This is a genomic window from Occultella kanbiaonis (genome assembly GCF_009708215.1).
Lineage (GTDB): Bacteria > Actinomycetota > Actinomycetes > Actinomycetales > Beutenbergiaceae > Occultella > Occultella kanbiaonis.
In genome coordinates this window covers 3580008-3602591 of the sequence record NZ_CP046175.1, presented here as the reverse complement: position 1 = coordinate 3602591, position 22584 = coordinate 3580008, and the positions used below count along the sequence as shown (strand labels likewise).

At 73.2% G+C, this 22584-nt stretch carries 20 protein-coding genes; 9 read left to right on the top strand and 11 right to left on the bottom strand.

Annotated elements, in window-relative coordinates; all coding sequences use genetic code 11:
- Window positions 1-109: 109 nt before the first annotated feature.
- Genes coaD through mutM form a run of 5 tightly spaced genes read left to right on the top strand, consistent with a single transcriptional unit; the run spans window position 110 to window position 3515 of the window.
- Window positions 110-634, top strand: coding sequence for a pantetheine-phosphate adenylyltransferase (gene coaD / locus GKS42_RS16560; protein ID WP_232847704.1), 525 nt, complete (start codon window positions 110-112; stop codon window positions 632-634).
- Complete coding sequence (locus tag GKS42_RS16555; protein WP_354002665.1) at window positions 631-1239, top strand: ATP synthase subunit B family protein; 609 nt, start codon at window positions 631-633, stop codon at window positions 1237-1239. Before coaD ends, GKS42_RS16555 begins: the two co-directional genes overlap by 4 nt.
- Window positions 1236-1853 (top strand): YceD family protein, encoded by a 618-nt coding sequence (locus GKS42_RS16550; protein ID WP_154794826.1) that lies wholly within the window; start codon window positions 1236-1238, stop codon window positions 1851-1853. Before GKS42_RS16555 ends, GKS42_RS16550 begins: the two co-directional genes overlap by 4 nt.
- The gene (gene rnc, locus GKS42_RS16545; RefSeq protein ID WP_154794825.1) at window positions 1850-2572 is read left to right on the top strand and encodes a ribonuclease III; all 723 of its coding nucleotides are present in this window, start codon (window positions 1850-1852) and stop codon (window positions 2570-2572) included. The genes GKS42_RS16550 and rnc overlap by 4 nt, the downstream gene beginning before the upstream one ends.
- Window position 2573: 1 nt before the next feature.
- On the top strand, window positions 2574-3515 hold the full coding sequence (mutM, locus tag GKS42_RS16540) for a bifunctional DNA-formamidopyrimidine glycosylase/DNA-(apurinic or apyrimidinic site) lyase (RefSeq protein WP_154794824.1): 942 nt from the start codon (window positions 2574-2576) through the stop codon (window positions 3513-3515).
- Here the strand turns inward: mutM and GKS42_RS16535 are convergent.
- The 7 genes from GKS42_RS16535 to eda form a co-directional block, all read right to left on the bottom strand.
- A complete protein-coding gene (locus GKS42_RS16535; protein ID WP_154794823.1) occupies window positions 3457-4854 on the bottom strand; it encodes a hypothetical protein in 1398 nt (465 codons plus the stop codon). The two genes, mutM and GKS42_RS16535, sit on opposite strands and share 59 nt — an antisense overlap.
- A gap of 25 nt (window positions 4855-4879) precedes the next feature.
- Window positions 4880-5893 (bottom strand): caspase family protein, encoded by a 1014-nt coding sequence (locus GKS42_RS16530; protein ID WP_232847703.1) that lies wholly within the window; start codon window positions 5891-5893, stop codon window positions 4880-4882.
- A gap of 84 nt (window positions 5894-5977) precedes the next feature.
- Window positions 5978-7399 carry a serine hydrolase domain-containing protein gene (locus GKS42_RS16525; protein ID WP_154794822.1) on the bottom strand — a complete coding sequence of 474 codons (1422 nt, stop codon included), beginning with the start codon at window positions 7397-7399 and terminating at the stop codon, window positions 5978-5980.
- A gap of 47 nt (window positions 7400-7446) precedes the next feature.
- Window positions 7447-8091 (bottom strand): bifunctional 4-hydroxy-2-oxoglutarate aldolase/2-dehydro-3-deoxy-phosphogluconate aldolase, encoded by a 645-nt coding sequence (locus GKS42_RS16520; RefSeq protein WP_232847702.1) that lies wholly within the window; start codon window positions 8089-8091, stop codon window positions 7447-7449.
- Window positions 8092-8129: 38 nt separating this feature from the next.
- On the bottom strand, window positions 8130-9086 hold the full coding sequence (locus GKS42_RS16515) for a sugar kinase (protein ID WP_154794821.1): 957 nt from the start codon (window positions 9084-9086) through the stop codon (window positions 8130-8132).
- Between the two features lie 61 nt (window positions 9087-9147).
- Window positions 9148-10248, bottom strand: coding sequence for a sugar kinase (locus GKS42_RS16510; RefSeq protein WP_154794820.1), 1101 nt, complete (start codon window positions 10246-10248; stop codon window positions 9148-9150).
- A gap of 52 nt (window positions 10249-10300) precedes the next feature.
- Complete coding sequence (gene eda / locus GKS42_RS16505) at window positions 10301-10927, bottom strand: bifunctional 4-hydroxy-2-oxoglutarate aldolase/2-dehydro-3-deoxy-phosphogluconate aldolase (RefSeq protein ID WP_154794819.1); 627 nt, start codon at window positions 10925-10927, stop codon at window positions 10301-10303.
- Between the two features lie 127 nt (window positions 10928-11054).
- Between eda and GKS42_RS16500 the strand changes: the two genes are divergently transcribed.
- From GKS42_RS16500 to GKS42_RS16485, 4 genes are all read left to right on the top strand, one after another.
- Window positions 11055-12059 (top strand): LacI family DNA-binding transcriptional regulator, encoded by a 1005-nt coding sequence (locus tag GKS42_RS16500; protein ID WP_154794818.1) that lies wholly within the window; start codon window positions 11055-11057, stop codon window positions 12057-12059.
- Between the two features lie 121 nt (window positions 12060-12180).
- Entirely contained in the window at window positions 12181-12837 is a 657-nt protein-coding gene (locus GKS42_RS16495) for a response regulator (RefSeq protein ID WP_290368025.1), read from the top strand.
- Window positions 12834-14273: a dipeptidase gene (locus tag GKS42_RS16490; RefSeq protein ID WP_154794817.1), complete on the top strand. Its 1440-nt coding sequence runs from the start codon at window positions 12834-12836 to the stop codon at window positions 14271-14273. The genes GKS42_RS16495 and GKS42_RS16490 overlap by 4 nt, the downstream gene beginning before the upstream one ends.
- Window positions 14270-16141, top strand: a complete 1872-nt coding sequence (locus GKS42_RS16485) for a glycerophosphoryl diester phosphodiesterase membrane domain-containing protein (RefSeq protein WP_154794816.1) — start codon at window positions 14270-14272, stop codon at window positions 16139-16141. The genes GKS42_RS16490 and GKS42_RS16485 overlap by 4 nt, the downstream gene beginning before the upstream one ends.
- Window positions 16142-16174: 33 nt before the next feature.
- On the opposite strand, the gene GKS42_RS16480 is transcribed toward GKS42_RS16485, so the two are convergent.
- The 4 genes from GKS42_RS16480 to cydB are packed head-to-tail and all read right to left on the bottom strand — an operon-like array spanning window position 16175 to window position 22573.
- On the bottom strand, window positions 16175-17803 hold the full coding sequence (locus GKS42_RS16480; RefSeq protein ID WP_154794815.1) for a sensor histidine kinase: 1629 nt from the start codon (window positions 17801-17803) through the stop codon (window positions 16175-16177).
- Window positions 17800-19692, bottom strand: coding sequence for a thiol reductant ABC exporter subunit CydC (gene cydC / locus GKS42_RS16475; RefSeq protein ID WP_210769203.1), 1893 nt, complete (start codon window positions 19690-19692; stop codon window positions 17800-17802). The genes GKS42_RS16480 and cydC overlap by 4 nt, the downstream gene beginning before the upstream one ends.
- Window positions 19689-21530 carry a thiol reductant ABC exporter subunit CydD gene (gene cydD / locus GKS42_RS16470; protein WP_354002664.1) on the bottom strand — a complete coding sequence of 614 codons (1842 nt, stop codon included), beginning with the start codon at window positions 21528-21530 and terminating at the stop codon, window positions 19689-19691. The genes cydC and cydD overlap by 4 nt, the downstream gene beginning before the upstream one ends.
- On the bottom strand, window positions 21527-22573 hold the full coding sequence (gene cydB / locus GKS42_RS16465) for a cytochrome d ubiquinol oxidase subunit II (RefSeq protein ID WP_154794814.1): 1047 nt from the start codon (window positions 22571-22573) through the stop codon (window positions 21527-21529). Before cydB ends, cydD begins: the two co-directional genes overlap by 4 nt.
- Between the last annotated feature and the right edge of the window lie 11 nt (window positions 22574-22584).

Below are 22584 nucleotides of genomic sequence, written 5' to 3'. Positions count from 1 at the left end.
CCCACCCTAGCCGAGAAACCGCTTCCCGATGACGGGCCGGTCGTCCGGCCACACGCGAGCCGCGCCCGGCAGAAGTGGCCGGGGCCCGCGGTGGCGGTACGTTAACGGGGTGACGTCTCGAATCGCCGTGTGCCCGGGTTCCTTCGACCCGGTGACCCTGGGACACCTCGACATCGTGCGCCGGGCGCTCACCCTCTTCGACGAGGTCGTGGTGGTCATCGGCATCAACGCCGCCAAGGCCACCCTGCTCACCGTGGACCAGCGCCGGGATCTGTTCGCCGCGGCCGTCGCGGACCTGCCCGGCGCCCGGGTACTGACCGCGCCCGGCCTGATCGCGGACGTGTGCCGGGAGCTCGGCGCGTCGGCCATCGTCAAGGGTCTCCGGGGTGGCGCCGACTTCGACTCCGAGCAACCGATGTCCCTGATGAACCGGCACCTGGCGGGCGTCGAGACCGTCTACCTGAGCAGCGAGGCGACCCTCTCGCACATCTCCTCCTCCATGGTGAAGGAGGTGGCCCGTTACGGCGGGGAGATCACCGACCTCGTCCCACCCGGCGTGGCCGACGCCGTGTACGACGCGCTGGGCACCGCCCCGGGCGCACGCCTGACCGAGAGCAAGGAAGACCACAGATGAGTACTGCAGCCGAGCACGGGGAATCGCTGGTCGCGATCCTCGACGAGCTCTCCGACCTGGTCGCCTCGGCGCGGTCGATGCCGATGTCCGCGTCAGCGCTGGTGAACCGGGCCGAGGTCCTGGAGCTGGTCGAGTCCGCCAAGGCGGTCCTGCCGAGCCAGATCTCTCAGGCCGACACCGTCGTCGCGGACGCCGACGCCGTCCTGGAGCGGGCCCGCTCCGAGGCCGGCCGCATCGTCGAGAAGGCCAAGGAGCGTGCCGCGGACCTCGTCTCCAAGGAGAGCGTGGTGAAGGACGCGAACGCCAAGGCGGAACAGATCATCGCCGACGCGAAGGCCTCGGCGGAGAAGCTGTCCCGCGAGGCCGACGACTACTGCGACCGTCAGCTCGCCCAGTTCGAGATCGACCTGAACGCGATCAACACCCAGGTCGCGGCCGGCCGGGCCAGACTCGTGGAGCGCAACCGCAGCCGCGCGGCGCGTGAGGACGCGGCCGACGATCAGGGACCCACCCGCGTGGGCCCCGCCAACCCGCCCCGCCGGCTCGCGACGAAGGATCGCGCGGGCAACCACCAGGGCCCGCGCGGCGGTCAGGAGAAGTCATGAGCCACACCCCGCAGGGCCCGTTCGTGATCAGCACGCACGACCTGGGCCGGCGCCCCGGATCGATGCGCGAGCTGACCCTGACCGTTCCGGCCGCGCAGCTGATGGGCACCGAGGTCATCGGCGTCCAGGCCGGCAACCCCATCGAGCTCGACCTGCGTCTCGAGGCCGTGATGGAGGGAGTGCTGGTCACCGGCACCGCCGAGACCGAGGCGACCGGCGAGTGCGTGCGCTGCCTGCGCGACATCATCCACGACGTCGAGGTGGACCTGACCGAGCTGTTCGCCTACGCCGGTGGACGCCACCCGAAGGTCGAGGAGGAGGACGAAGAGGCCGAACCGCTCAAGGAGATGAACGGCGAACTGCTCGACCTCGAGGAGACGGTGACGGACGCCGTCGTGCTCTCCCTGCCGTTCCAGCCGCTGTGCCGCCCGGACTGCCCGGGCCTGTGCCCCGAGTGCGGGATCCGGCTCGAGGACGCCGAGCCCGGGCACTCCCACGAGATCCTGGACCCACGCTGGGCCGCACTGAGCGGGCTGACCACGGCCGATGACTCCGCGGAACCCGCAGCGAGCGACCGCCGCAAGCCCGGTCCCGGCCCCCAGGCGCGCGGATGAACGCCGCCGACGACCAGGCCGTCGACGTCTCCGCCCCGAGCGCGACGCGGCTGTTGGCGTCGCTCGGCATCGAGATCGATCCCGAACTCCTCGTGCTCGCCCTGACCCACCGTTCGTTCGCCCACGAGGCCGGTGGGATCCCGACGAACGAACGGCTGGAGTTCCTCGGCGACGCGGTCCTCGGCGTCGTGGTGACCGAGCACCTCTACCGCGCCCACCCGGACCTGTCCGAGGGGGACCTGGCCAAGATGCGGGCCGCGACGGTCTCCCAGCGAGCGCTCGCGGCGACCGCCCGCGGCATCGACCTGGGCGACTACCTGCTGCTCGGCAAGGGCGAGACCGGCACCGGTGGCCGGGACAAGGACTCGATCCTGTCCGACACCCTCGAGGCCGTGATCGGTGCCGTCTACCTGTGCCACGGGATCGAACTCACCAGAGCCATGGTGCAGCGCCTCGTCGGACCCACCCTGCAGGCCGCGGCCGACCTCGGCGCCGGCCTTGACTGGAAGACCAGCGTTCAGGAACTGGCGGCCAACCGTGGCCTCGGCGCACCCGTGTACGACGTGTCCGGCACCGGCCCGGACCATGAGCGCTCGTTCACCGCGCGGCTCCTCCTCGGCGACGTCGCCTGGGGCGAGGGCGAGGGCTCCTCGAAGAAGATCGCCGAGCAGAACGCGGCCGAGCAGGCGTACCGCGCATTGGCCGCCGAGCGGGACTGAGGTGCCCGAACTCCCCGAGGTCGAGACCGTCCGGGCCGGCCTCGCCGACCACGTACTCGGCCGCCGCATCACCGCCGTCGAGGTGCTCCGGGACCGCGCCGTGCGACATCAGGAGGGCGGCGCCGACGAGCTCACTGCGCTGCTGACCGACCGGACGCTCAGTGCCGCCGTGCGCCGCGGCAAGTTCCTCTGGCTCACCCTGGACGGCCCCGACGGCGTCGCCGAGGACCACGCCCTCCTGGCCCACCTGGGCATGAGCGGCCAACTGCTCGTCACCGGCGCGAGCGCGCCCGACGCCGAACGCAACCCGCACCTGCGGGTGCGCGCCGCCTTCGCCGACGGCTCCGAACTGCACTTCGTGGACCAGCGCACGTTCGGCTACCTCGCCGTGGTGCCGCTCGTGCCCACGCCCGACGGCGGCCCCGGCGGTTTCGCGGGCACGTCGCCCGATCGGGCGTACCTGCCGGCGCCTGTGGCGCACATCGCGAGGGACCTGCTCGACCCGTTGCTGGCCGCGCCGGGCGCGCCCGCCCGGCGGGTGTTGAACCGGCGGATCCGCTCCTCCTCCCGCGGTATCAAGCGCGTGCTGCTGGATCAGGAGACGGTCTCGGGCGTCGGCAACATCTACGCCGACGAGGCGCTCTGGCGGGCACGGCTCCACTACGCCCGGCCCACGGACAGGCTCCGTGCCGGCCAGGTGGAGGACGTCCTGGACGCCGCCACCGAGGTGATGACCGAGGCGTTGGTGGCCGGCGGCACCAGTTTCGACGCGCTGTACGTCAACGTGAACGGCGCGAGCGGCTACTTCGACCGGTCCCTGAATGTGTACGGGCAGGAGGGCGAGCCGTGCCGGCGCTGCGGCACCGCCATCGTGCGGGAGGCCTTCATGAACCGGTCCTCGTACTTCTGCCCGCGCTGCCAGCGGGCGCCGCGGGGAGCCTGAACCCGGTCGGAGGAGCGAGCCAGGCGACCCTGGCACGGCGCTCGCCGACGCCGGCGTTCGGGGACCCGGACGCCATCTGCGACCAGGCGAGGCGCAGCTGGGCGGTGAGGAACGGCTGGTCGGTGGAGCTCTCGGCGAGGAACATCACGCGTTCGAACGGGACGCGGTCGACGAGGCGCTGCAACTCGAACCGGGTGCCGGTGTTCTCCGGCCGGTACCCACTCAGATCGAGCACCACCAGGTCCATCCGGTCGAGGAGCAGGTCGACCGCCTGCTGCCAGAACGAGCCGTGGCAGAGCAGCGCCCGGGTCGGATATCGGCCACGTTCGGAGTCGCGGAGCCAACGGCGGGTACCGAGCAGCCCGCCCTGCCGGGTCGGGTCGTGACGCTGCGTCGGCTGTGCGGCGAGCGTGGCGGCCAGCTGGTCCGGCGTCGTGATGAACATCGTGGCAGGGGAGCCACCGGCCCGTGCCGCCCGGAGTTCGTCGGCGGCCACCTGACCGGCACTGCGCAGCAGGTGCACGAACCCCACGGTGCGCCACGGGCTGCCGAGGAAGGCGGCCGTGCCGTCGACGTTGTCGAACAACCTCAGGTAGAGGATGTCCAGCGGACCCGAGCTCCGTCGGCCGGGCCGGCCGGCCAGGTCCGCCACGCTCGGACCACTCGCCCCGAAGACCACGTCGAGGGTCGGGATCCGGGCGGCCCGATGGGTGGCGACCTCGGCGGGCAGCCCGGCCCCGGAGGCGGCAAGGGCTGGGTCCACCGAGAGGCGTTCGACCGTGCGTGCCCGGCGCCAACGGGGGATGACTCGCATCATCCCGAACCGCGTCAGCACGAACAGGCCAAGCAGCCACAGGGCGGTGGGTCCCCACTCCGTGGTCACCTGGTCCGGGGGCCGTGGGGCCAGGCCCGCGGCCGCGAGGCCCAGATAGGCCAGTAACGCCACCACCACCACACTTCCCACCAGGACCGCGCGAACCTGGGCGGACAGATCGCGCAACGACCGCGTGTGGCGCGCCAGCGGCGGCACCAGGTGGGCCCGCGCGGGATCCTCGAGCTGCCGCTCCCAGCGCACGGCGGACCGCCACCGCACCAGGTGCGAGCCGGCCCGGAGCAGGTGAATCGCGGCCAGCACCGTCGCGATCGATGCGCCGATGGCCGCGAACCACTGCACCGTCGCCAGGTCGACGAGCCCGAGGTCGCGCACGAAGTCCTGGAGCGGGGGCCACCTCGGCGCGAACCAGCACACGATCGCGATGGCCCCCGGCGCGACGCAGTCCCGCAAGCACGCCAGCGCGGCATTGCGCTCGGTGTCTCGGTCCGGTCGGGTCTGCGCCATCGTCACCCTCGCAGCTCGTTCTCGCTCAGATCCGCCCGGAGGCGGCCATCCGCCAGTAGTGCCGGCCCAGCGGCGTGAGGCGGCACGTACCCGAGTGCATCGCGACGTAGTACAGGTGCTCCTCGTCGACGGGCTCCACGAGGCGTGAATCCCGGCACTGCTGCAGGAGGGCGAAGTCGTGTTCCTTGCCGGTCTCGCCGAGGCCGGCTGTCGGTTCGTACCCGGGATCGAGGCGCAGCGCCCCGTCCTCGGTCTCGAAGAGCACGGGAAGGCGGCGCAGGTCGGACGGCGTGATCCAGGGTCGCGTGCTCCGCAGGGCGCGAAGCCGGTCGATGTTCGCCTTGAGCATCGGCCGCGCGTCGAACGCCCCGAACGACTCGGTCAGATAGGCGTACATGCCCGCGGCGGTGACCTGACCCAGCACGTCGGCCGCTCCGCCGTCGAGGGCACCGCAGAGCATCACCGAGAACCGCCCGCGGCCACCGGACTCGGCCGCGAGCTGGTCGCTGCGCCCCGCCGTCAGGATCGCCACGCCCGAACGCAGGGTCGCGGCCGACGAGCCGAGTTGCGGGACCGCTCCGGCCGCGCCGGAGAAGCAGCAGTCCAGGATGACGTGGACCTCCGGCACCGGCGACGCCATCACCAGCGCCATCACCTCGGCGAAGCCCACGCCCCAGGCGTGCTCCATGCCATCGGTCGTCACGAGCGTGACGTCCTCACCGCTGCTGCGGCCGTGCCCGGCGAAGTACAGCAGGGCCAGGTCGGCGCCCGGCGCGCACAGCGCGGCGAGCGCGGCGAGGACCGAAGGCCGGGTGACCCGTTCGGGTGGGCCGAGGATGGTGCGACATTCGAAGTTCGGGCTGTCGTCGGCGTTGCGGGCCAGCAGCGGTCGCAGGGCCGTGACGTCGTTGACGCAACCGGTCAGTCCGGCTGTGTGTTCGTAGTCGTCGACACCGATGAGCAGCGCGCGTTTCACCTGGCCGCCGGCCGGCGCGATCGTCGGCGGCTGGTCGAGTCGGAGCCCACGCGAGGCAGCCACGGACCCAGTATGGCCCCGTCGGAAGGTCCGCCGGTGGTGTTTTCCGCGGGGTCCCCGAGCGCTCACACACGCGGTTGAGGACCCTCAGCCACGCTCCGCCCGGCGGAGCAGCCGCGCCGCGTCCTCGGCACCGGGATCCAGGCTGAGGGCGCGGCGCAGGTGTGTCGTGGCAGCCTCCCGGTCACCCTCGTGCAGGTCCGCCCAGCCGGTCGCCTCCCACGCCTGCGCCGAGTCCGGCTGGACCCGGGTCCAGGTCTCGAGCAGCGGGCGGACCGTGTCGCTGCGATAGACCTCGATGGCGGCCCACGCGGCGTCCATGAAGACATCCGGCGACGCGTCGTAGGTCGGGTCGTCGGCGAGGCGGCGGTACTCGGCGATGGCGGCGAAGACGCCGTGCTCGGCGAGAACCGCGCCCACGGGCACGGTGATCGGTGTCGTAGGCACCTCGAACTCGTCCACGCCCTCGCCGAGCAGCACGTCGAGAGCGGCCCTCGTGAGGGTCGCCAGCGGGACCGAGTTCGAGTTCGCGAGCAGAACCACTGCGCCGCGGAGCTCCGGGACGAGTCCGAGGTAGGCGGTGAACCCGGGGTCCTCGCCCTCGTGGCCGACCAGCACGCGGCCGCGGTAGCCGCCCAGGAACCACCCGGTGCCCACCCCGTCCGCGATGTCGGACCAGTCCACCGAAGTTTGCCGCTGCCACATCCGGTCGCGGGTGAGCCGGGAGATCAGCGAGTCGCCGTCGAGCAGGGTGGTGGCGAACCGACTCAGCTCCACCACGCTGGAGTGCAGGGTCGAGCTCGGCGCGTGCCCGCGATGGTAGGGGTAGACACCGGGGAGTACCGCAGCGGGCACGCCGAGGTGCGGAGCGGTCGCCAACCGGCCGGGCACCTCGCGGGGTATGAACGTGCTCCTGGTCATCCCGGCCGGGATGAGCACGCGGGTCCTCAGGTGGTCCTCGAAACTGCGGCCGCCGACCTTCGCGATGATGTCGCCGGCGATCTCGTAGCCGGTGTTGCAGTAGTGCACCTCGCCACCGGGGGCCCGCTCGGACGTGCTCGCGGCCACCGACCGGACGAACCGTTCGAGGGCGCCGTCGTCGTGCTCCGGTTCGTGCCAGCGGTAGTCCTCGACGTCCGGGATACCGGCGGTGTGCGTGAGCAGGTGCCGCACCGTGATCGCCTCGGTGTGACCGCCGAGCACCCGGAAGTACGGGAGGTAGGTGAGGACCGGAGCGTCCAGGTCGACCTGCCCGCGCTCGGCGAGCTGCAGCATCGCGACCGCGACGAACGGCTTGGACACCGAGGCCAGGTGGAACATCGAGTCCTCGGTGACGGGCTCGGACGTGGTGCGATCGCGCACGCCGAACCCGCGCGCTGCGGCCAGCTCACCGTCGGCCACGAGCCCGACGGCGATCCCGGGCACGTCGAACGCTCGGAGCACTCGCTCAACGAATGGCCAGAGCCGGTGCTGCGCTCCGGCGCTCACCACCTGCCCGTCGGGGGCCATGCTTCCAGTATGGCGCCGACGGTGGCGCCGGTCCGAGCGTTAGCGGCTCAGGTCTGCGCGCGCCCGCGCGGCCCGGTGAGCAGGGCCGCGACCCGGTCGAGCTGACTCGGGTCCTCCAGGGCGGACCCGAGCGAGACCACGCGGGCGCCGGCGTCCAGGTACTCGGCCGCGTTGGCCGCGTTGATGCCGCCCGTGGCCACGATCCTGACGCCCGGGAACGGGGCCAGGACGGCCTTGATCCAGGCCGGTCCGAGCACGGACGCGGGGAACGCCTTCACCCAGGTCAGGCCGAGCTTGGCAGCCTGCTGGATCTCCGACGGTGTCGACACCCCCGGCACGTGCGGCACCTCGAGCTCCACGCTGCGCGCGATGACGTCCGGGTCGAAGCCCGGCGCCACGGTGAAGACCGCGCCGACCCGGTGTGCGAGGTCCACCTGCTCGGGCGTCGTGACGGTGCCGGCGCCGACCTCGGCGCCGCGCTCACGCGCCGCGGCCACGGCCGCCTCGAGCGAGGGCACGGCGTCGGGGGTCTGGATCGGGACCTCCACCTGGGTCAGGCCGAGGTCCCACGCGCGGGTGCACAGCTCGACGGTGCGCTCCGGGGAGTAGCCACGCAGGATCGCCATCACCGGCACCGCGGCGTAGGCGGCGTCGAAGTAGGCGGTGAACGGGTGCACGGCGGGCGTGGTCACGTCAGGCTCCTGGGCGGGTCGAGGGATGGGACCGACACTCACCGGGCCACGTCCTCTGCCGCGGCGAACGCGGCCAGTTCGTGCCGGTAGGGCAGGTGCTCGCAGTCACCGGGCACGGTGACGGCGTAGGCGCCGGTGCGGCCGGCCGTCGTCAGGCACGTCGCGGGGTCGGCGCCATCGAGGAGGTCGGCGAGGTAGCCGCCGACGAACGCGTCGCCCGCCCCGACCGGATCGACCGCGTGCACCGGCACCGGGGGAGCGACGTGCTCGGCGCCGTCGACGATCGCGACGGCGCCGCGGGGGCCGTCCTTGATGATCACGGCGGTCGGCCCGAGGCCGGCCACGGCGCGGGCCAGGGTCAGCGGGTCCGCTGCGTCGTTGGGTGCGTCGAGCACCAGGCGGGCCTCCTCCGGTCCGGCGAACACGAGGTCCGCGCGGGCCACGAGGTCGCGCAGCACCGGCGCCGCCTCCTGCGCCGACCAGAGTTTTGCGCGGTGGTTGACGTCCACCGACACCAGCACGCCGGCGGCGCGGGCGACGTCGACGGCGTAGAACGTCGCCTCCCGTGCGCCCGCGCTCAGGGCCGGAGTGATGCCGGTGACGTGCAGCACGCCGGCCCCTGCGATCAACTCCTGGGGCAGGTCCGACGGCCGCAGTCGGGACCCGGCGCTGCCGGCCCGGTGGTAGTCCACCCGAACCCCCGCACTGGTGCGCCGGGAGGAGATCATGAGACCGGTGAACGCGTCGTCGCGCAGCGCCCGCGTGCTCACCCCCTCGGCACGCAACCGTCGCTCGATGAGGTCACCGACGCCGTCGGGCCCTACCCGGCCGACCCAGGTGACGTCGGCGCCGAGACGAGCGGCCGCGATGGCGACGTTGCTCTCGGCCCCGGCGAGCTTCAGGGAGAGCGGACGGCCGCCGTCGAGCAGGCCGATGCCTTCGGCGTCGAGGCGGCCCATCGTCTCGCCGAACGTGAGCAGGGTGCGGCTGTGCATGGATCCTGAGCGTACTTGTGGATCCGCTGCCGGCCGCACCCTGGTCACCTGATGGAACGCGTCAGCGGTCGACGCGGGCGCTCCCGCCGCCGGCGAGCTTGAGCACCTCGGCCTTGGTGACCATGGTGGTGTCGCCCGGGGTGGTCATGGCGAGCGCCCCGTGCGCGGCGCCGTACTCGACGGCGGTGCTCAGCGGCTCGCCCTCGAGCAGTCCGAAGATCAGGCCGGAGGCGAAGGAGTCCCCGCCGCCGACGCGGTCCAGGATCTCCAGGTGCGGCCGGTGCGTGGCCTGGGCGAAGCCCTCCTCCTTGCTCCACGCGATCGCGCCCCAGTCGTTGTCCGAGGCGGAGTGCACGGTGCGCAGCGTGTTCCCGATGACCTGGAAGTTCGGGTACGCGGCGGACGCGGTCGCGATCATCGACTGGAACTTCGAGATGTCCAGGTCGGAGAGGTTCTCATCCACCCCTTCGACCTCGAAGCCGAGGGAGGCGGTGAAGTCCTCCTCGTTGCCGATCATGACGTCGATGTGCCCCGCGATCGCCTTGTTGACCTCCTGCGCCTTGGCCTGGCCGCCGATCGACTTCCACAGACTCGGTCGGTAGTTGAGGTCGTAGGAGACCACGGTGCCGTACTTCTTGGCGGCCGTCACGGCCTCCACGACCACCTCGGCGGTGGACTCGCTCAGGGCGGCGAAGATCCCGCCGGTGTGCAACCAGCGCACGCCGAGCTCACCGAACAGGTGGTCCCAGTCGATGTCGCCGGGACCCAGCTGGCTCGTGGCGGTGTTGCCGCGGTCGGAGACCCCGACGGCGCCGCGCACGCCGAAGCCACGCTCGGTGAAGTTCAGGCCGTTACGGACCTCGCGGCCGATGCCGTCGTAGGGCACCCACCTGATGAACTGGGTGTCGACGCCGCCCTGGAGGATGAAGTCCTCGACCAGGCGGCCCACCTCGTTGTCGGCGAGCGCGGTGACGACGGCGGCGCGCTGCCCGAACGCGCGACGTAGGCCGCGGGCGACGTTGTACTCGCCGCCGCCCTCCCAGGCGCGGAACTGGCGGGTGGTGCGGATGCGGCCCTCGCCCGGGTCGAGGCGCAGCATCACCTCACCGAGGGAGACGATGTCGTAGCGGCACTCGGCGGCGGGGCGGATGGTCAGGCTCATGGCTGTGGTCCTGTCGTGGGCGGGTTGCGGGTACGTGGGGAGCGGGCGCGGCTCAGCCGCGCACGAGGGCGACGGCCTCGGCGGTGAGGGCGGTGATCTCGTCGAAGGCGCCGGCCGCGACCTTGTCCCGGGGGACCATCCAGCTGCCGCCGATGGCGAGCACCGCGGAGACGGCCGTGTACTCGGCCACGTTCTTCGGGCCGATGCCGCCGGTCGGGACGAACTTCAGGCCGGCGAACGGGGCGGACAGCGCCTTGATCGCGGCGGCGCCGCCGGAGGTCTCGGCCGGGAAGAACTTCACGGCGGTCAGGCCCTCGGCGAGCGCGGCCTGCACCTCGGTGGCGGTGACGGCGCCGGGCAGGGCGAGCACGCCGCGCTCCTTGGCGCGGCGCACCACGGCGGTCGACAGCCCGGGGGAGACGATGTAGCTGGCCCCGGCGTCGACGGCGGCGTCGACCTGCTCGGCGGTGAGGACCGTGCCGGCGCCGACGAGCATCCCGTCGATCGCGGACATCGCCTCGATGGACGCCACGGCGGCGTCGGTGCGGAACGTCACCTCGGCCACGGGCAGGCCACCGGCGATCAGCGCGTGCGCCAGCGGGGCGGCGTCCTTGGCGTCGTCGAGGACGACGACCGGCACGAGCCGGGCGGCGGCGATCTGGTCGAGCAGTTCGGTCATGGGAGGGTGCCTTCCGCGAATCAAAACGTTTTCAGATTGGTCTTGACCGGCGACGCTAGCACGGTAAGGATGGGCCGACAAGGGCGAATGTAAACGTTTGTGATGATCTGGCTGAGGAGGGGAGCGCATGGCTGATCATGTGGTCACGATCCACGACGTCGCGCGGGAGGCCGGCGTCTCCATCGCGACGGTGTCCCGTGCCCTCGCCGGGTCCACGACCGTGGCCGCGGCCACCGCGGACCGGGTCCGCCGGGCGGCCGCCGCGCTCGGCTACGAACCGAACCGGGCCGCACGCGCGCTCGTCACCGGCCGGGGCCAGTCCGTCGGCCTGGTCATCCCCGACCTGGAGAACCCGTTCTACTCCTCGGTGGCCAAGGGCATGCAGAACCGGGTGCGGGCCGCCGGCCTGACCGCGATCATCGCGGACACCGACGAGGACGTCGACCGGGAGCGGGAGGTCCTCGGGCAGCTCGCCGCGGACGTGGACCGGATGATCCTGGCCTCCCCGCGCGCCGCCGACGCGGACCTGCTCGCGCTGGCCGCACGCAGCCGGGTCGTGCTGATCAACCGGTCGCTGCCCGGGGTCCCGGCCGTCACCGGGGACAACGCCGACGGCATCCGGCAGGCCGTCGGGCACCTGCTCGCCCTCGGTCACGCGCGGATCGGCTACGCCGGCGGTCCGGCGACGTCGTGGTCGGACGCGGAGCGGCGCGCCGGCCTGACCGTCACGGTCGATGCCTGGCGCGCGCAGGGCCGGGACGTGACGATCGTGGACCTGGGCGCGTTCCGACCGGGGCCGGCCGGGGGAGTGGCGGCCGCAGACCTGGCCATCGCCGAGGGGGTCACGGCGGTCCTGGTGTTCAACGACCAGCTCGCCCTCGGGTTGCTCGGGCGTCTCGGTGAACGTGGCGTGGGCGTGCCGGAGGCGATGAGTGTCGTCGGCTTCGACGACGTGCCGGTCGCCCGCCTGCTCGCCCCGGCGCTGACGACCGTGGCGGTCCCGGCGCAGCGGATGGGTGCCGCGGCGGTGGACCTGCTCCTCGCGGAGCCATTGACGGACGCAGCCGGTGCCCTGAACGTGCTGCCCGTGGAACTGCAGGTGCGCCGCTCCACGGCGCAGGCCCCGGGCTGAGCTCGGGGGCGGGCCCCGCCCGGGCCTCGTCGACGTCACCCTGATCGGGAGTCAAGGCACAGATCGGCCGGCCGTTGAGAGGGCGCTCCCGCGGTGTCTTCGGGCCGATAGGCTCGCAGCCATGACGGATCCGGTGCGCGTGATGATTGTCGATGATCACGAGGTGGTGCGGCGGGGCATCGCCGAAGTGATCGAGCGTTCGGACGGGCTGACCGTGGTCGGCGAGGCATCCTCGGTCGCCGAGGCGCATCGCCGGGTGCCGCTGGTCCGCCCGGATGTGCTGCTCGTGGACCTGCAGCTTCCGGACGGCACCGGTCTGGACATCATCACCGAGGCCGCGCGGGTGCTGCCGGAGGCGCGGGCGGTGGTGCTGACCTCCTTCGACGACGACGACGCGGTCGCGGCGGCACTGGCCGCGGGAGCGAAGGCGTTCGTCCTGAAGTCCGTGCGTGGCGCCGAGATCGCGGACGTGGTCCGTGCCGTCGCAGCCGGACGGACCCTGCTCGACGACCGGACCGTCACCCGCCGCCAGGACGCCCACCCGGACCCGACGGCGGACCTGACCCCGAGCGAGCTGAAGGTGCTCGACCTGATCGGTGAGGGCCTGTCGAACCGCGAGATCGCGGACCGGCTCGGGGTGGCCGAGAAGACCGTCAAGAATCACATCACGTCGCTGCTGGCGAAGATGGGTCTGCAGCGACGCACCCAGGTTGCCGCCTGGGTGGCCGCCCACCGCGGTGGCCGGTGGCGGGCACCGAGCGAGGGGCAGCACTCATGACGACCGACGGGACTGCGACCGCGAGCGAGGGCTCGGCGGATGCCGACCTGCGCGCACGGGTGGCCGGCCTGATGCCCCAGGCGCTGTCCGACCTCGCCGAGCTGGTGGCGTACCGATCGGTCGCCGACCCCGCCGTCGAGGACCCCGAGCAGTGCCGGCTGGCCGCACAGTGGGTCGCGGACGCCTTCGCGGAGCTCGGCCTGACCGACGCCGCCCTGGTGCGCACCCCGGACGGCACGGACGCCGTGATCGCGCACCACGAGGGACCGGCCGGCGCACCCCGGGTGCTCCTCTACGCCCACTACGACGTCCAGCCCGCGTCCAACACGCAGGCCTGGGCCACCGACCCGTTCACCCTGACCGAGCGGGACGGCCGGTTCCACGGCCGCGGCGCCGCGGACTGCAAGGGCAGCATCGTCGCCCACCTGACCGCGCTGCGCGCGCTCCGGCCCGACGGCGCGTACCCGGTCTCCCTGACCGTGGTCATCGAGGGCTCGGAGGAGCAGGGCACGGGCGGCCTCGAGCAGTACGTGCAGGCGCACCCCGAGGAGTTCGCCGCCGATGTGATCCTGATCCAGGACACCGGCAACGTGACGGTCGGGCAACCCACCCTGACCGTCTCGCTGCGCGGCGTGGTGGATGTCATCGTCCGGGTCGAGGCGGTCGCCGGGGAGTTGCACTCCGGTGCCTTCGGTGGCGCCGCGCCGGACGCGCTCGCGGCTCTCATCGCGATCCTGGCGACCCTGCGTGACGCCGACGGCAACACCACCGTGCGCGGGCTGGCCAGCGACGGGGTCTGGGACGGCGTCCCGTACCCCGAGGACGCCTTCCGCGCGGAGGCCGGGATCCTGCCCGGCGGACGCCGGCTCGGCTCGGGCACCGTGGCCGATCAGGTCTGGTCCCGCCCCGCCCTCACCGTGATCGGCCTGGACGCGCCCGCCGTCGTCGGGTCCGTCGCCGCGATCCAGCCCCGCGCCGCCGCGCGCCTGAACCTGCGGGTACCGCCCGGCGTGGACCCCGACGAGGCGGAACGGTTGCTGCGGGCCCACCTGGCCGACGTCGCCCCGTGGGGCGTGCAGGTGACCACCGAGTCCGGCGGCAACGGGCGTCCCTACCGTGCGGACACCAGCACCCCCACGTTCGCGGCGCTGCACGAGGCGCTCGGTGACGCCTTCGGAAAGCCCACCGTGACCTCCGGCCAGGGCGGCTCGATCCCGCTGACCGCGGCACTTGCCGCCGCCCAGCCGGAGGCGTCCATCGTGATGCTCGGCCTGGCCGACCCCGCGAGCCTCATGCACGCACCGAACGAGAGCGTGCATCCGGCCGAGATCGAGCACACCGCCCTCGGCGTGGCCATGTTCCTGCGCCGCCTGGGTCTCGCGGGGGCCGGTGAGGCCCACTCCGGCTCCACCGGGGACCTCGACCCCACCGGGTGAGCCCTGCCGAACGGCGGAGGCCAGGCATCCTGGCCACCGCCGCGGTGACGGTCGCGCGCAATCGGAGCCTCTACCTGCGCACGACCGTGGCGCTCCAGGCTGCGACGGTGCTCGTCGTGGTGCCGATCGTCGCGCTGCTCCTTCGCGCGGCGCTCAGGGCGGCCGGGCTGACGGCGCTGACGGAGGCCACGGCCGTCCGGCTGCTCACGCACCCGGTCTCGTTCCTGTTGTTGTTGCTGCTCGCGGCCGTGGCGAGTGTCGCCGTCCTGATCGGGCAGGGCGTCCTGATCCTGATCGGCACCCGGTTGCGCGACGACTCCATCCTGCATCCGCGGGCCATCGGCGCCGAACTGGCGGCCGTGGGCCGGCGCCTGCTCGGCCCACAGCTCCTGGTGTTCGTCGCGTACGCGTTCCTGCTCGTGCCGCTGGGCGGTCTCGAGGTCGGTGCCTTCCTGACCCGCGGCGTCGAGCTGCCGCCGTTCGTCGCCGGTGAGCTGCGCAAGACGGTCGTCGGCACGCTGGTCTGGATGCTCGGCGCCGTGGCCGTCCTCTACGTCAACGTGCGCCTGGTCCTGGTCCCGGCGGTACTACTCACGAGCCGGGTGTCCGTGCTCGCGGCCCTCGCGAGCAGTTGGCGGATGACCCGCGGGCAGAGCGCCCGGGTGGTCGGCCTGTTCGCCGCGGCCTGGACCGTCTCCGCCGTCGTCCTCGGTGGCCTGGTGGTGCTGATCCTGTACGCCGTGCGGCTGGCCGACGCCGTCTGGCCGCCCGCCACCCCGCTCGTCGCAGGATTGACCGTGACCGTCGTGCAGGTGGCCGTGCTGGCCGTGAGCGGTCTCATCGTCGCGGTGCTCACCCAGGCGCTGGTGGTTCTGGCGGACCGGCGCCGCGAGCACGGCGGCGACATCGGCTGGCTGACGACCGCCCCGCTCGACGCGCCGGACACCGAACCTCCGCCCGAGGCCTCCCGTGCCGCGGGATGGGTCCCCCGATGGACCGGGATGCCCGGTGGCCGAGCCGTCGGCGTGGCGGTGCTCGGCGCGGTCCTCGCCGTGGCGGTCACCGTCAACACCACGGTCATGATCGCGGTCCGCGACGAGGTGACGACGGCGGTCATCGCGCACCGAGGCGTGACGGACGACGCGGTCGAGAACACGCTCGACGCGCTCGACGCGGCGGCGGCCGTCGGCGCGGACTACGTGGAGCTCGACGTCCAGCAGGCCGCCGACGGTGGCCTGGTGGTCGTGCACGACACCAACCTGCGTCGCATCGCGGGCATCAACAGGTCCGTGTTCGAGCTGACGACGGCGGAGCTGACCGGGACCACGGTCAGGCAGGGCGGACACACTGCGACCATCCCCACCTTCGAGGAGTTCGCGGCCCGAGCCGCCGAACTGGACATCGCGCTGCTGGTGGAACTGAAGACCCACGGGCGCGAGCAGGGGGACTACGTCGGCGACGTCGTGGCCGTGCTGGTGGCTCACGGCCTGGTCGCGACCGCCCGCGTCCAGGCCTTCGACATCGCACTGGTGAACGAGATCGAGGGCCGGTTCTCCGACGTCACGACCGGCTGGGTGGTGGCCTTCCACCGGGGCCGCCTCCACCCCGGGCGGGCGGACTTCGTGGCCCTCGAGGAGTCCTCCTACACCCCGCGGATCCTCAGCGAGGCGCACGCCGCCGGCGCCGAGCTGCTGCTGTGGACCGTCAACGACCCGGCCGCGATGCGCCGATTCGTGCGCGATGGTGTCGACGGGCTGATCACCAGCGATCCCGCCGGCGCGCTGGATCAGCGTGCAGCAGTCGCAGCGGACACCTCGCTCGCCCGCCGCCTCGAGGACGAGCTGCACAAGCTCGTCGGGTGGTGGTGAGAGGCAGCGGGGGCCACGATCGGCCCGGCCGGGTCAGCCCGACCGGGCCGTCCAGACCAACGACGTCCCGCCGTCAGGCCCTGGCCCCAACCGGAACTCGCCGCCGTGCCGGCGGGCCCGAGTGGCGAGGTTGTCGAGCCCGGACGAGCGGTTGCGCTCGGGATCGAGCCCGACTCCGTCGTCGGTGACCACCACCTCGATGTCCTCCGGCCCGACCGCCAGCCGCACGTGCACCGACGACGCCCGGGCGTGCCGGGCCGCGTTCGCGAGCCCCTCCCGGACCACCGCGACCACGTCGTCGGCGAGGTCGGCGTCCACGCGCGCGTCGAGGTCGTCGGCTGCCTGGTCCGACGGCTGCGGCACCCCGGTGACGGGGTCGGTGGCCTCCAGCACTAGGGACGGGGCGAAGCCGAGACCGGTACGGGCCAGTGAGGTCTCCCGGCGCAGCCGCTCCAGGAGCGGCGCGTTCTCGTTCGGGGAGCGTAGGTTCTGCACGATCGCGCGGATCTGGCGCACCGAGTCGTCGACCCCGTCGAGCGCCGTGGCGAGCACCTGACGCAGTTCGTCACGCTCGGGCGGCACCTGGTCGCGCGCATGGGCCAGCTGCAGCCCGGTGGCGAACAACTGTTGGATCGCCATGTCGTGCAGGTCCCGGGCGATCCGGGCGCGCTCCTCGACGAGCCCGGCGAGGTCCTGGGCCTGGCGCGCCTCGGCGAGCTTGAGCGCCAGCGCGGCCTGCCGGGCGATCGACTCGGCCACGTTCAGGTCGCTCTCGGTGAACTCGGGGGCGTGCTTGTTCCGGAGCAGGATGATCACGCCCATGCTCTGCCCCTCGGCGACGAGCGGCGCGTACAGCGACGGCCCGTACCGGCCGAACTCGGGCACCCGCAGGTTGCGGGCACGGGCGAAGGAATCGACGATGATCCCCTCCTTCTCGGCCAGCACCGTCATCGCCCGCCCGTCCGGCGGCATCACGATCCCGATCAGGTCGCCGACCGGGTCACCGTCGGCGAACTCGATCAGCCAGGAGTCGTCGAGGCCGGGCAGCACCACCACGGCGGTGTCCGCGTCCGCCACCTTGCGCACCTTCCGGGCGATGAGGGCGAGGGCGTCCTCCACGTCGAGCCCGGACAACAGCGCCGTGGTGATCTCCTGCCCGACGGCGAGCCAACGCTCCCGGGTCCGCGCCGCCTTGTACAGGCGTGAGTTCTGCACCGCGATCGCGGCCGCCGCGGCGAGCATCCGGATGTTCTCGGCGTCGGTGTCGGTGAAGTCGCCGCCCGTCTTCTCGGACAGGTAGAGCCGGCCGTAGACCTGGTCGGCCACCCGCACCGGGACGCCCAGGAAGGAGCGCATCATCGGGTGCCCCTCGGGGAACCCCTGGAACCGTGGGTGGGTGGTCAGGTCGGACAGCATCAGCACCCCGTCGGTGGGGATCTCGGCGAGGATCCCGCGCCCGTGCGGATGCTCCAGGACCGCCTCGGTGACCGGGTCCACCCCGTGCTGGACGAACGTCTCCGTCTCGCCGGCCGCGTCGAGGACGCCGATCGCGGCGTACTTCGCGCCGGTCAGGTCCGCGGCGGCCCGCACGAAGTTGGCGAGCATGTCGTCCAGGTGCAGGTGCGAGGTGACCGACAGGACGGCGTCGAGGAACTTCGTCATGGCCGGCGGCCGGGTTCGAGCGTCTCCATCTCCCCAGTGTGGCCGCTGACCGGGGCCTTCGGCGAGGGACCGATGTCCCGAGCACCGAGGTCGATCACCTGGTCTGCTCCGTCCAGCCCGGCCAGGCGGTGGGTCACCACGAGGACACCACGCTCGCGGCCGACGCTGAGGATGTCGGCGATGAGGGCGTCCGCGGTGGCCGGGTCGAGGTGTTCGCCGGGCTCGTCCAGGAGCATCAACGGGGCCGGGTGCAGCAGGGCCCGGGCGAGCAGCAGCCGACGGCGTTCCCCGCCCGAGAGCGTTGTGGCGTCCGGCCCGAGCATGGTGTCCAGGCCGTCCGGCAGCCGGTCCAGCAGGTCGCCGAGCCCGGCCAGGGTGAGGGCCTCGGTGGCCTCGATCGGCGTGACGTCGCCGCGGGCGACCCGCAGGTTCTCGAGCACGGTGGTGGCGAACACGTGGGCGTCCTCGGCCGTCACCGCGACGGTCGTGGACGGGTGCGCACCGCCGTCCGTGCCGCCGATGCGTACCTCGCCCGCGACGGGTTCGAGCAGGCCGGCGAGGGTGAGCAGGAGGGTGGTCTTGCCGATCCCGCTCGGCCCGACCACGACGACGGCGTGGCCAGGCTCCAGGCGCAGGTCGAGGCCGGTCAGCACGGGCGGGTGGCCGGGGTAGCCGCAGGCGAGGCCGGTCGCGACGACCGTCGGGTCGACGGCGGAGGCCGGCCGGGCCGTGGCGCTCGCCCGGGCTGGCGTCGCCGCCGCGACCGAGGCGTCGTCGCCGGTCGGCCAGGCGCCGGACCGGTCCAGCAGGTCCACGAGCCGGCGCGCGGCGCCGCCGGACCTGATTACCTGCAGCGCGGCCGCGGGCAGCGCACCGGCGGCCTCGAACGCGGCCAGCGGAGTGAGCACCACGACGGCCAGCTCGACCGGTGCCAGGGTCCCGGCGGTCGTCGCCGGGATCCCGACCAGCATCGCCCCGACCACGGCCAGGCCGGTCGCGAGGACACCGAGCCCCTGCGCGAGGGCTGCGGGCCGGGCGGCGGCGTCCTGGGCGGCGGCCACCCGCGCCTCGGCGCGGCGCAGGTCCGCGACCGCGGCGGCGAGGCGACCCGACACGCGCAGCTCCGTGGCGCCGTCGAGGATCACCATGGACGCGGCCGCCACGTCCGCGCGGGCCTGCACGCCGGCCAGTTCGCTGCGTCTCGCCGCGGCCGCGGCGAGGGCCGGTGCGCCGATCCCGGCGAGGAGCAGGGCGAGGGTAAGGATGCCCGCGGCGGCGGGGGAGAACGCGGCCACGAGGCCGACGGTGCCGGCCGAGACCACGACCGCGACCGCCGTCGGGATCAGTGCCCGGACCACCACGTCGCCGACCGCGTCCACGTCGGCGCCGACCCGGGCGAGCACGTCGCCGCGGCGCATCCCCGCGGTCGCCTCCGGGTGCCCGAGGGCGAGGATCCGGTACACGTTCGTGCGCAGGTCCACCACGCCGCGCAGCGCCACCTCGTGCGAGGAGAGCCGCTCCAGGTAGCGGAACACACCGCGCGAGATGCCGAGCGCGCGGACCGCCACCACGGCCACGCCGAGGTGCATGACCGGCGGCATCTCGGACGCCCGCGCGATGAGCCACGCCGACGCCGCAGCGAGCCCGACGGCGCTTCCCAGGGCGAGGGTGCCGCAGACGATCGCGACCAGCACGCGGCTCGGGTCGACGCGCAGAAGCGGGAGGATCCGGCGCAATGCGGTCAGGTCCCGGCCGTCGCGGCGGGCGGCGGGGGAGTGGCTGGCGGCAGGAGAGTGGCTGGCGGCGGCGCCGGCAGGGGAGGTGGCTCCGGGTGCCGGGTCGGCGCCGGCCTTGGCGGTGGTGCCGGCCGTGGGGGTGGCGGACGTCATCGGGTCACCGCCGCCCGATCGGAGCGATCGACGCGCCCGACGCTGTCCCGTTCGGCGGCACCGCCGGCCTCGGGCAGCGCACCCGCACGCACCTCGAGGAGATGGTCCGCGGCCGCGATGAGCTCGGGCCGGTGCGCGATCACCAGCACCGCCTTCCCGGCGTCGGCCGCGGCGCGCAGGGCGGTGAGCACCTGCGCCTCGCTCGCCGCATCCAGGTGCGCGGTCGGCTCGTCCAGCACCAGCATCCGGCCCGGGTGCAGCAGGGCCCGGGTCAGGGCGAGGCGCTGCCGCTGCCCGAGGGACAGGCCCACGCCGCCCCGCCCGATCGGGGTGTCCCAGCCACGTGGCAGCCCGGCCAGCACGTCGTCGAACCCGGTCGCCGCGGCCGCCGCCGACAGTGCTGCCGTTGGTGCCGCTTCGGCACTCTCACCACCTGGCACCGAGGCGGGTGATGCCGACAGTGCTGAATCGGCTGCCGCTTCGGCACCTTCGCGGCCGCCGGTCGTGGCGAGCGAGGCCCCCGTGACGTACTCGCGCAGCGTGCCCGGCTCGATCACCGGCCGCTGGGGCACCCAGGTGACCTGCGCCCACCACGAGGCGAGCGCCACCTCGGCGAGCGGCACCACGCCGTCGGGGGTGTGCAGCAGCACCCGCCCGGCGTCGGGGGCCTGCACACCGAGCGCGGTCATCACCGCGGTGCTCTTGCCGGCACCGCTCGGGCCGACGAGTGCCGTGATCGCCCCCGGGCGGACCACGCCGCTCAGTCCCGCCGGTGCCGCGTAGCCGCGGTCGCCGGCGCGCACGTCGACGCCGTCCCACTCGAGCGCCGTCACGACGCCGACCGGACGCGTGCCCGGGGCGGCCGGCTGGTCGCGGTCGGTCACGGGCGTGTCCAGGACGGTGTGCACCTGGTCGGCCGCAGCCACGCCGTCGGCGGCCGCGTGGAAGTGCACGCCCACCTGCCGCAGCGGCAGCAGCACCTCCGGGGCCAGGATCAGGACGGCAAGTCCCGTGGTCAGGTCGAGCTCGCCGTAGACGAGCCGCAGCCCGACCCCGACGGCGACCATCGCCACCGACAGCGAGGCGAGCAGCTCCAGCACGGCGCCGGACAGGAACGCCACCCGCAGCGTCGCCATCGTGGTGCGACGGGTCGCGTCGGCCAGCTCCCGGACCCGGCGCACCGGGCCGAGCGCCCGCCCGAACGCCTGCAGCGTGGGCAGCCCGGCGATCAGGTCCAGGAGCTGGCTGCCAAGGCGGGACAGCGCCGCCAACCGGTCCGCCGCGTACTTCTGGGTGGCGACCCCGACGAGCCACATGAACAGCGGGATCAACGGGATCGTGATCCCGATCGTGACCGCGGAGACCACGTCCAGCCCGGCGATGACGGCCAACACCGCCGGAGTGAGCACCGCCGTCAGCAGCAGCTGCGGCAGGTACCGGACGAAGTAGGGCTCGAGGGCTTCGATGCCGCGCGTCGCCAGAGTGGCGGTATCGGCGCCGTTCGTCGCGAGCCAGCGTGGCCCGAGGTCCGCAGCGTGGACCAGTACCTGTTCCCGCAGCTCGGTGATCACTCGCACGGCGCTGCGGTGCGCGATCGACTCCGAGACCGCGGACAGCCCGGCGCGGACCATGAACAGCGCGCCGACCCAGGCGATCTGGGGCAGGACCTGTCCGAGCGTCGCCGCCCCGGTGACCACCGGGGCCACCGCGCGGGCGAGCAGGATCGCGCCGGCCACCACGCACGCCGTCACCGCCACCGTCAGCACCGCAGTGAGGAGCATGTAGGTGCGAGCGGCGTGGGCTCGGCGGAGCAGGCGCGGATCGAGGGGCTTGCTCACGAGCGGGCCGGGTCCTTCGCGGGGTCCTTGCGTGGCAGTCCGATGTGGGCGGGGATGGCGGCCGTGGTCAGGCGCTTGCGGAACACCCAGTACGTCCAGCCCTGGTACGCGATGATCAGCGGGGTCAGGCACGCCGCCACCCACGTCATGATGGTCAGCGTGTAGTCGGTCGACGAGGCGTTGGCGATCGTCAGGGAGTTCGCCGGGTCGTTGATCGCGGGCAGCACGTTCGGGTACAGCGAGCCGAAGATGAAGACGACCACGGCGGCGATCGTGAGCGCGCTGAGCGTGAACGCCCAGCCCTCCCTGCGGGCCCGGGTCGCGAACACGACCGCGACCAGCGCCGCCGCGGCCACGCCCACCGGCACCCACGTCCAGGTGTGCGCCGAGTGCACCACCTGCGCCCAGATCGCGAATGCCCCGGCCACCACGAGGGTCGGCACGGCCAGCACGGCGGCCGTGCGTCCGGCGCGCTCGCGCATGTCGCCGTCGGTCTTGAGGCTGATGAAGATCGCGCCGTGCAGGGCGAACAGCAGTGCGGTGGTGGCGCCACCGAGGAGCGCGAACGGGGAGAGCAGCTCGAAGAACCCCGAGACCATCTGGTGGTCGGCGTCCAGGCGCACCCCGCGCACGAAGTTCGCGAACGCGACGCCCCAGAGGATCGCCGGCACCCAGGACCCGATCGTGATGGCCCAGTCCCACCGCGCCCGCCAGGCGTCGTCGTGGATCTTGCCGCGGTACTCGAACGCGACGCCGCGGATGATCAGAGCCGCCAGGATCGCCAGCAGGGGCAGGTAGAACCCGGAGAACATCGTGGCGTACCACTCCGGGAACGCCGCGAACGTGGCGGCACCGGCCACGATCAGCCACACCTCGTTGCCGTCCCAGACCGGGCCGATCGTGTTGATGATCAGGCGCCGGTCGGTGTCGCTGCGCGAGAGCGGGCGCATCAGCATGCCGACGCCGAAGTCGAAGCCCTCCAGGACGAGGTAGCCCATCCAGAAGAAGGCGATGATCAAGAACCAGAGCAGGGGCAGATCCATGGCTTCCTCGA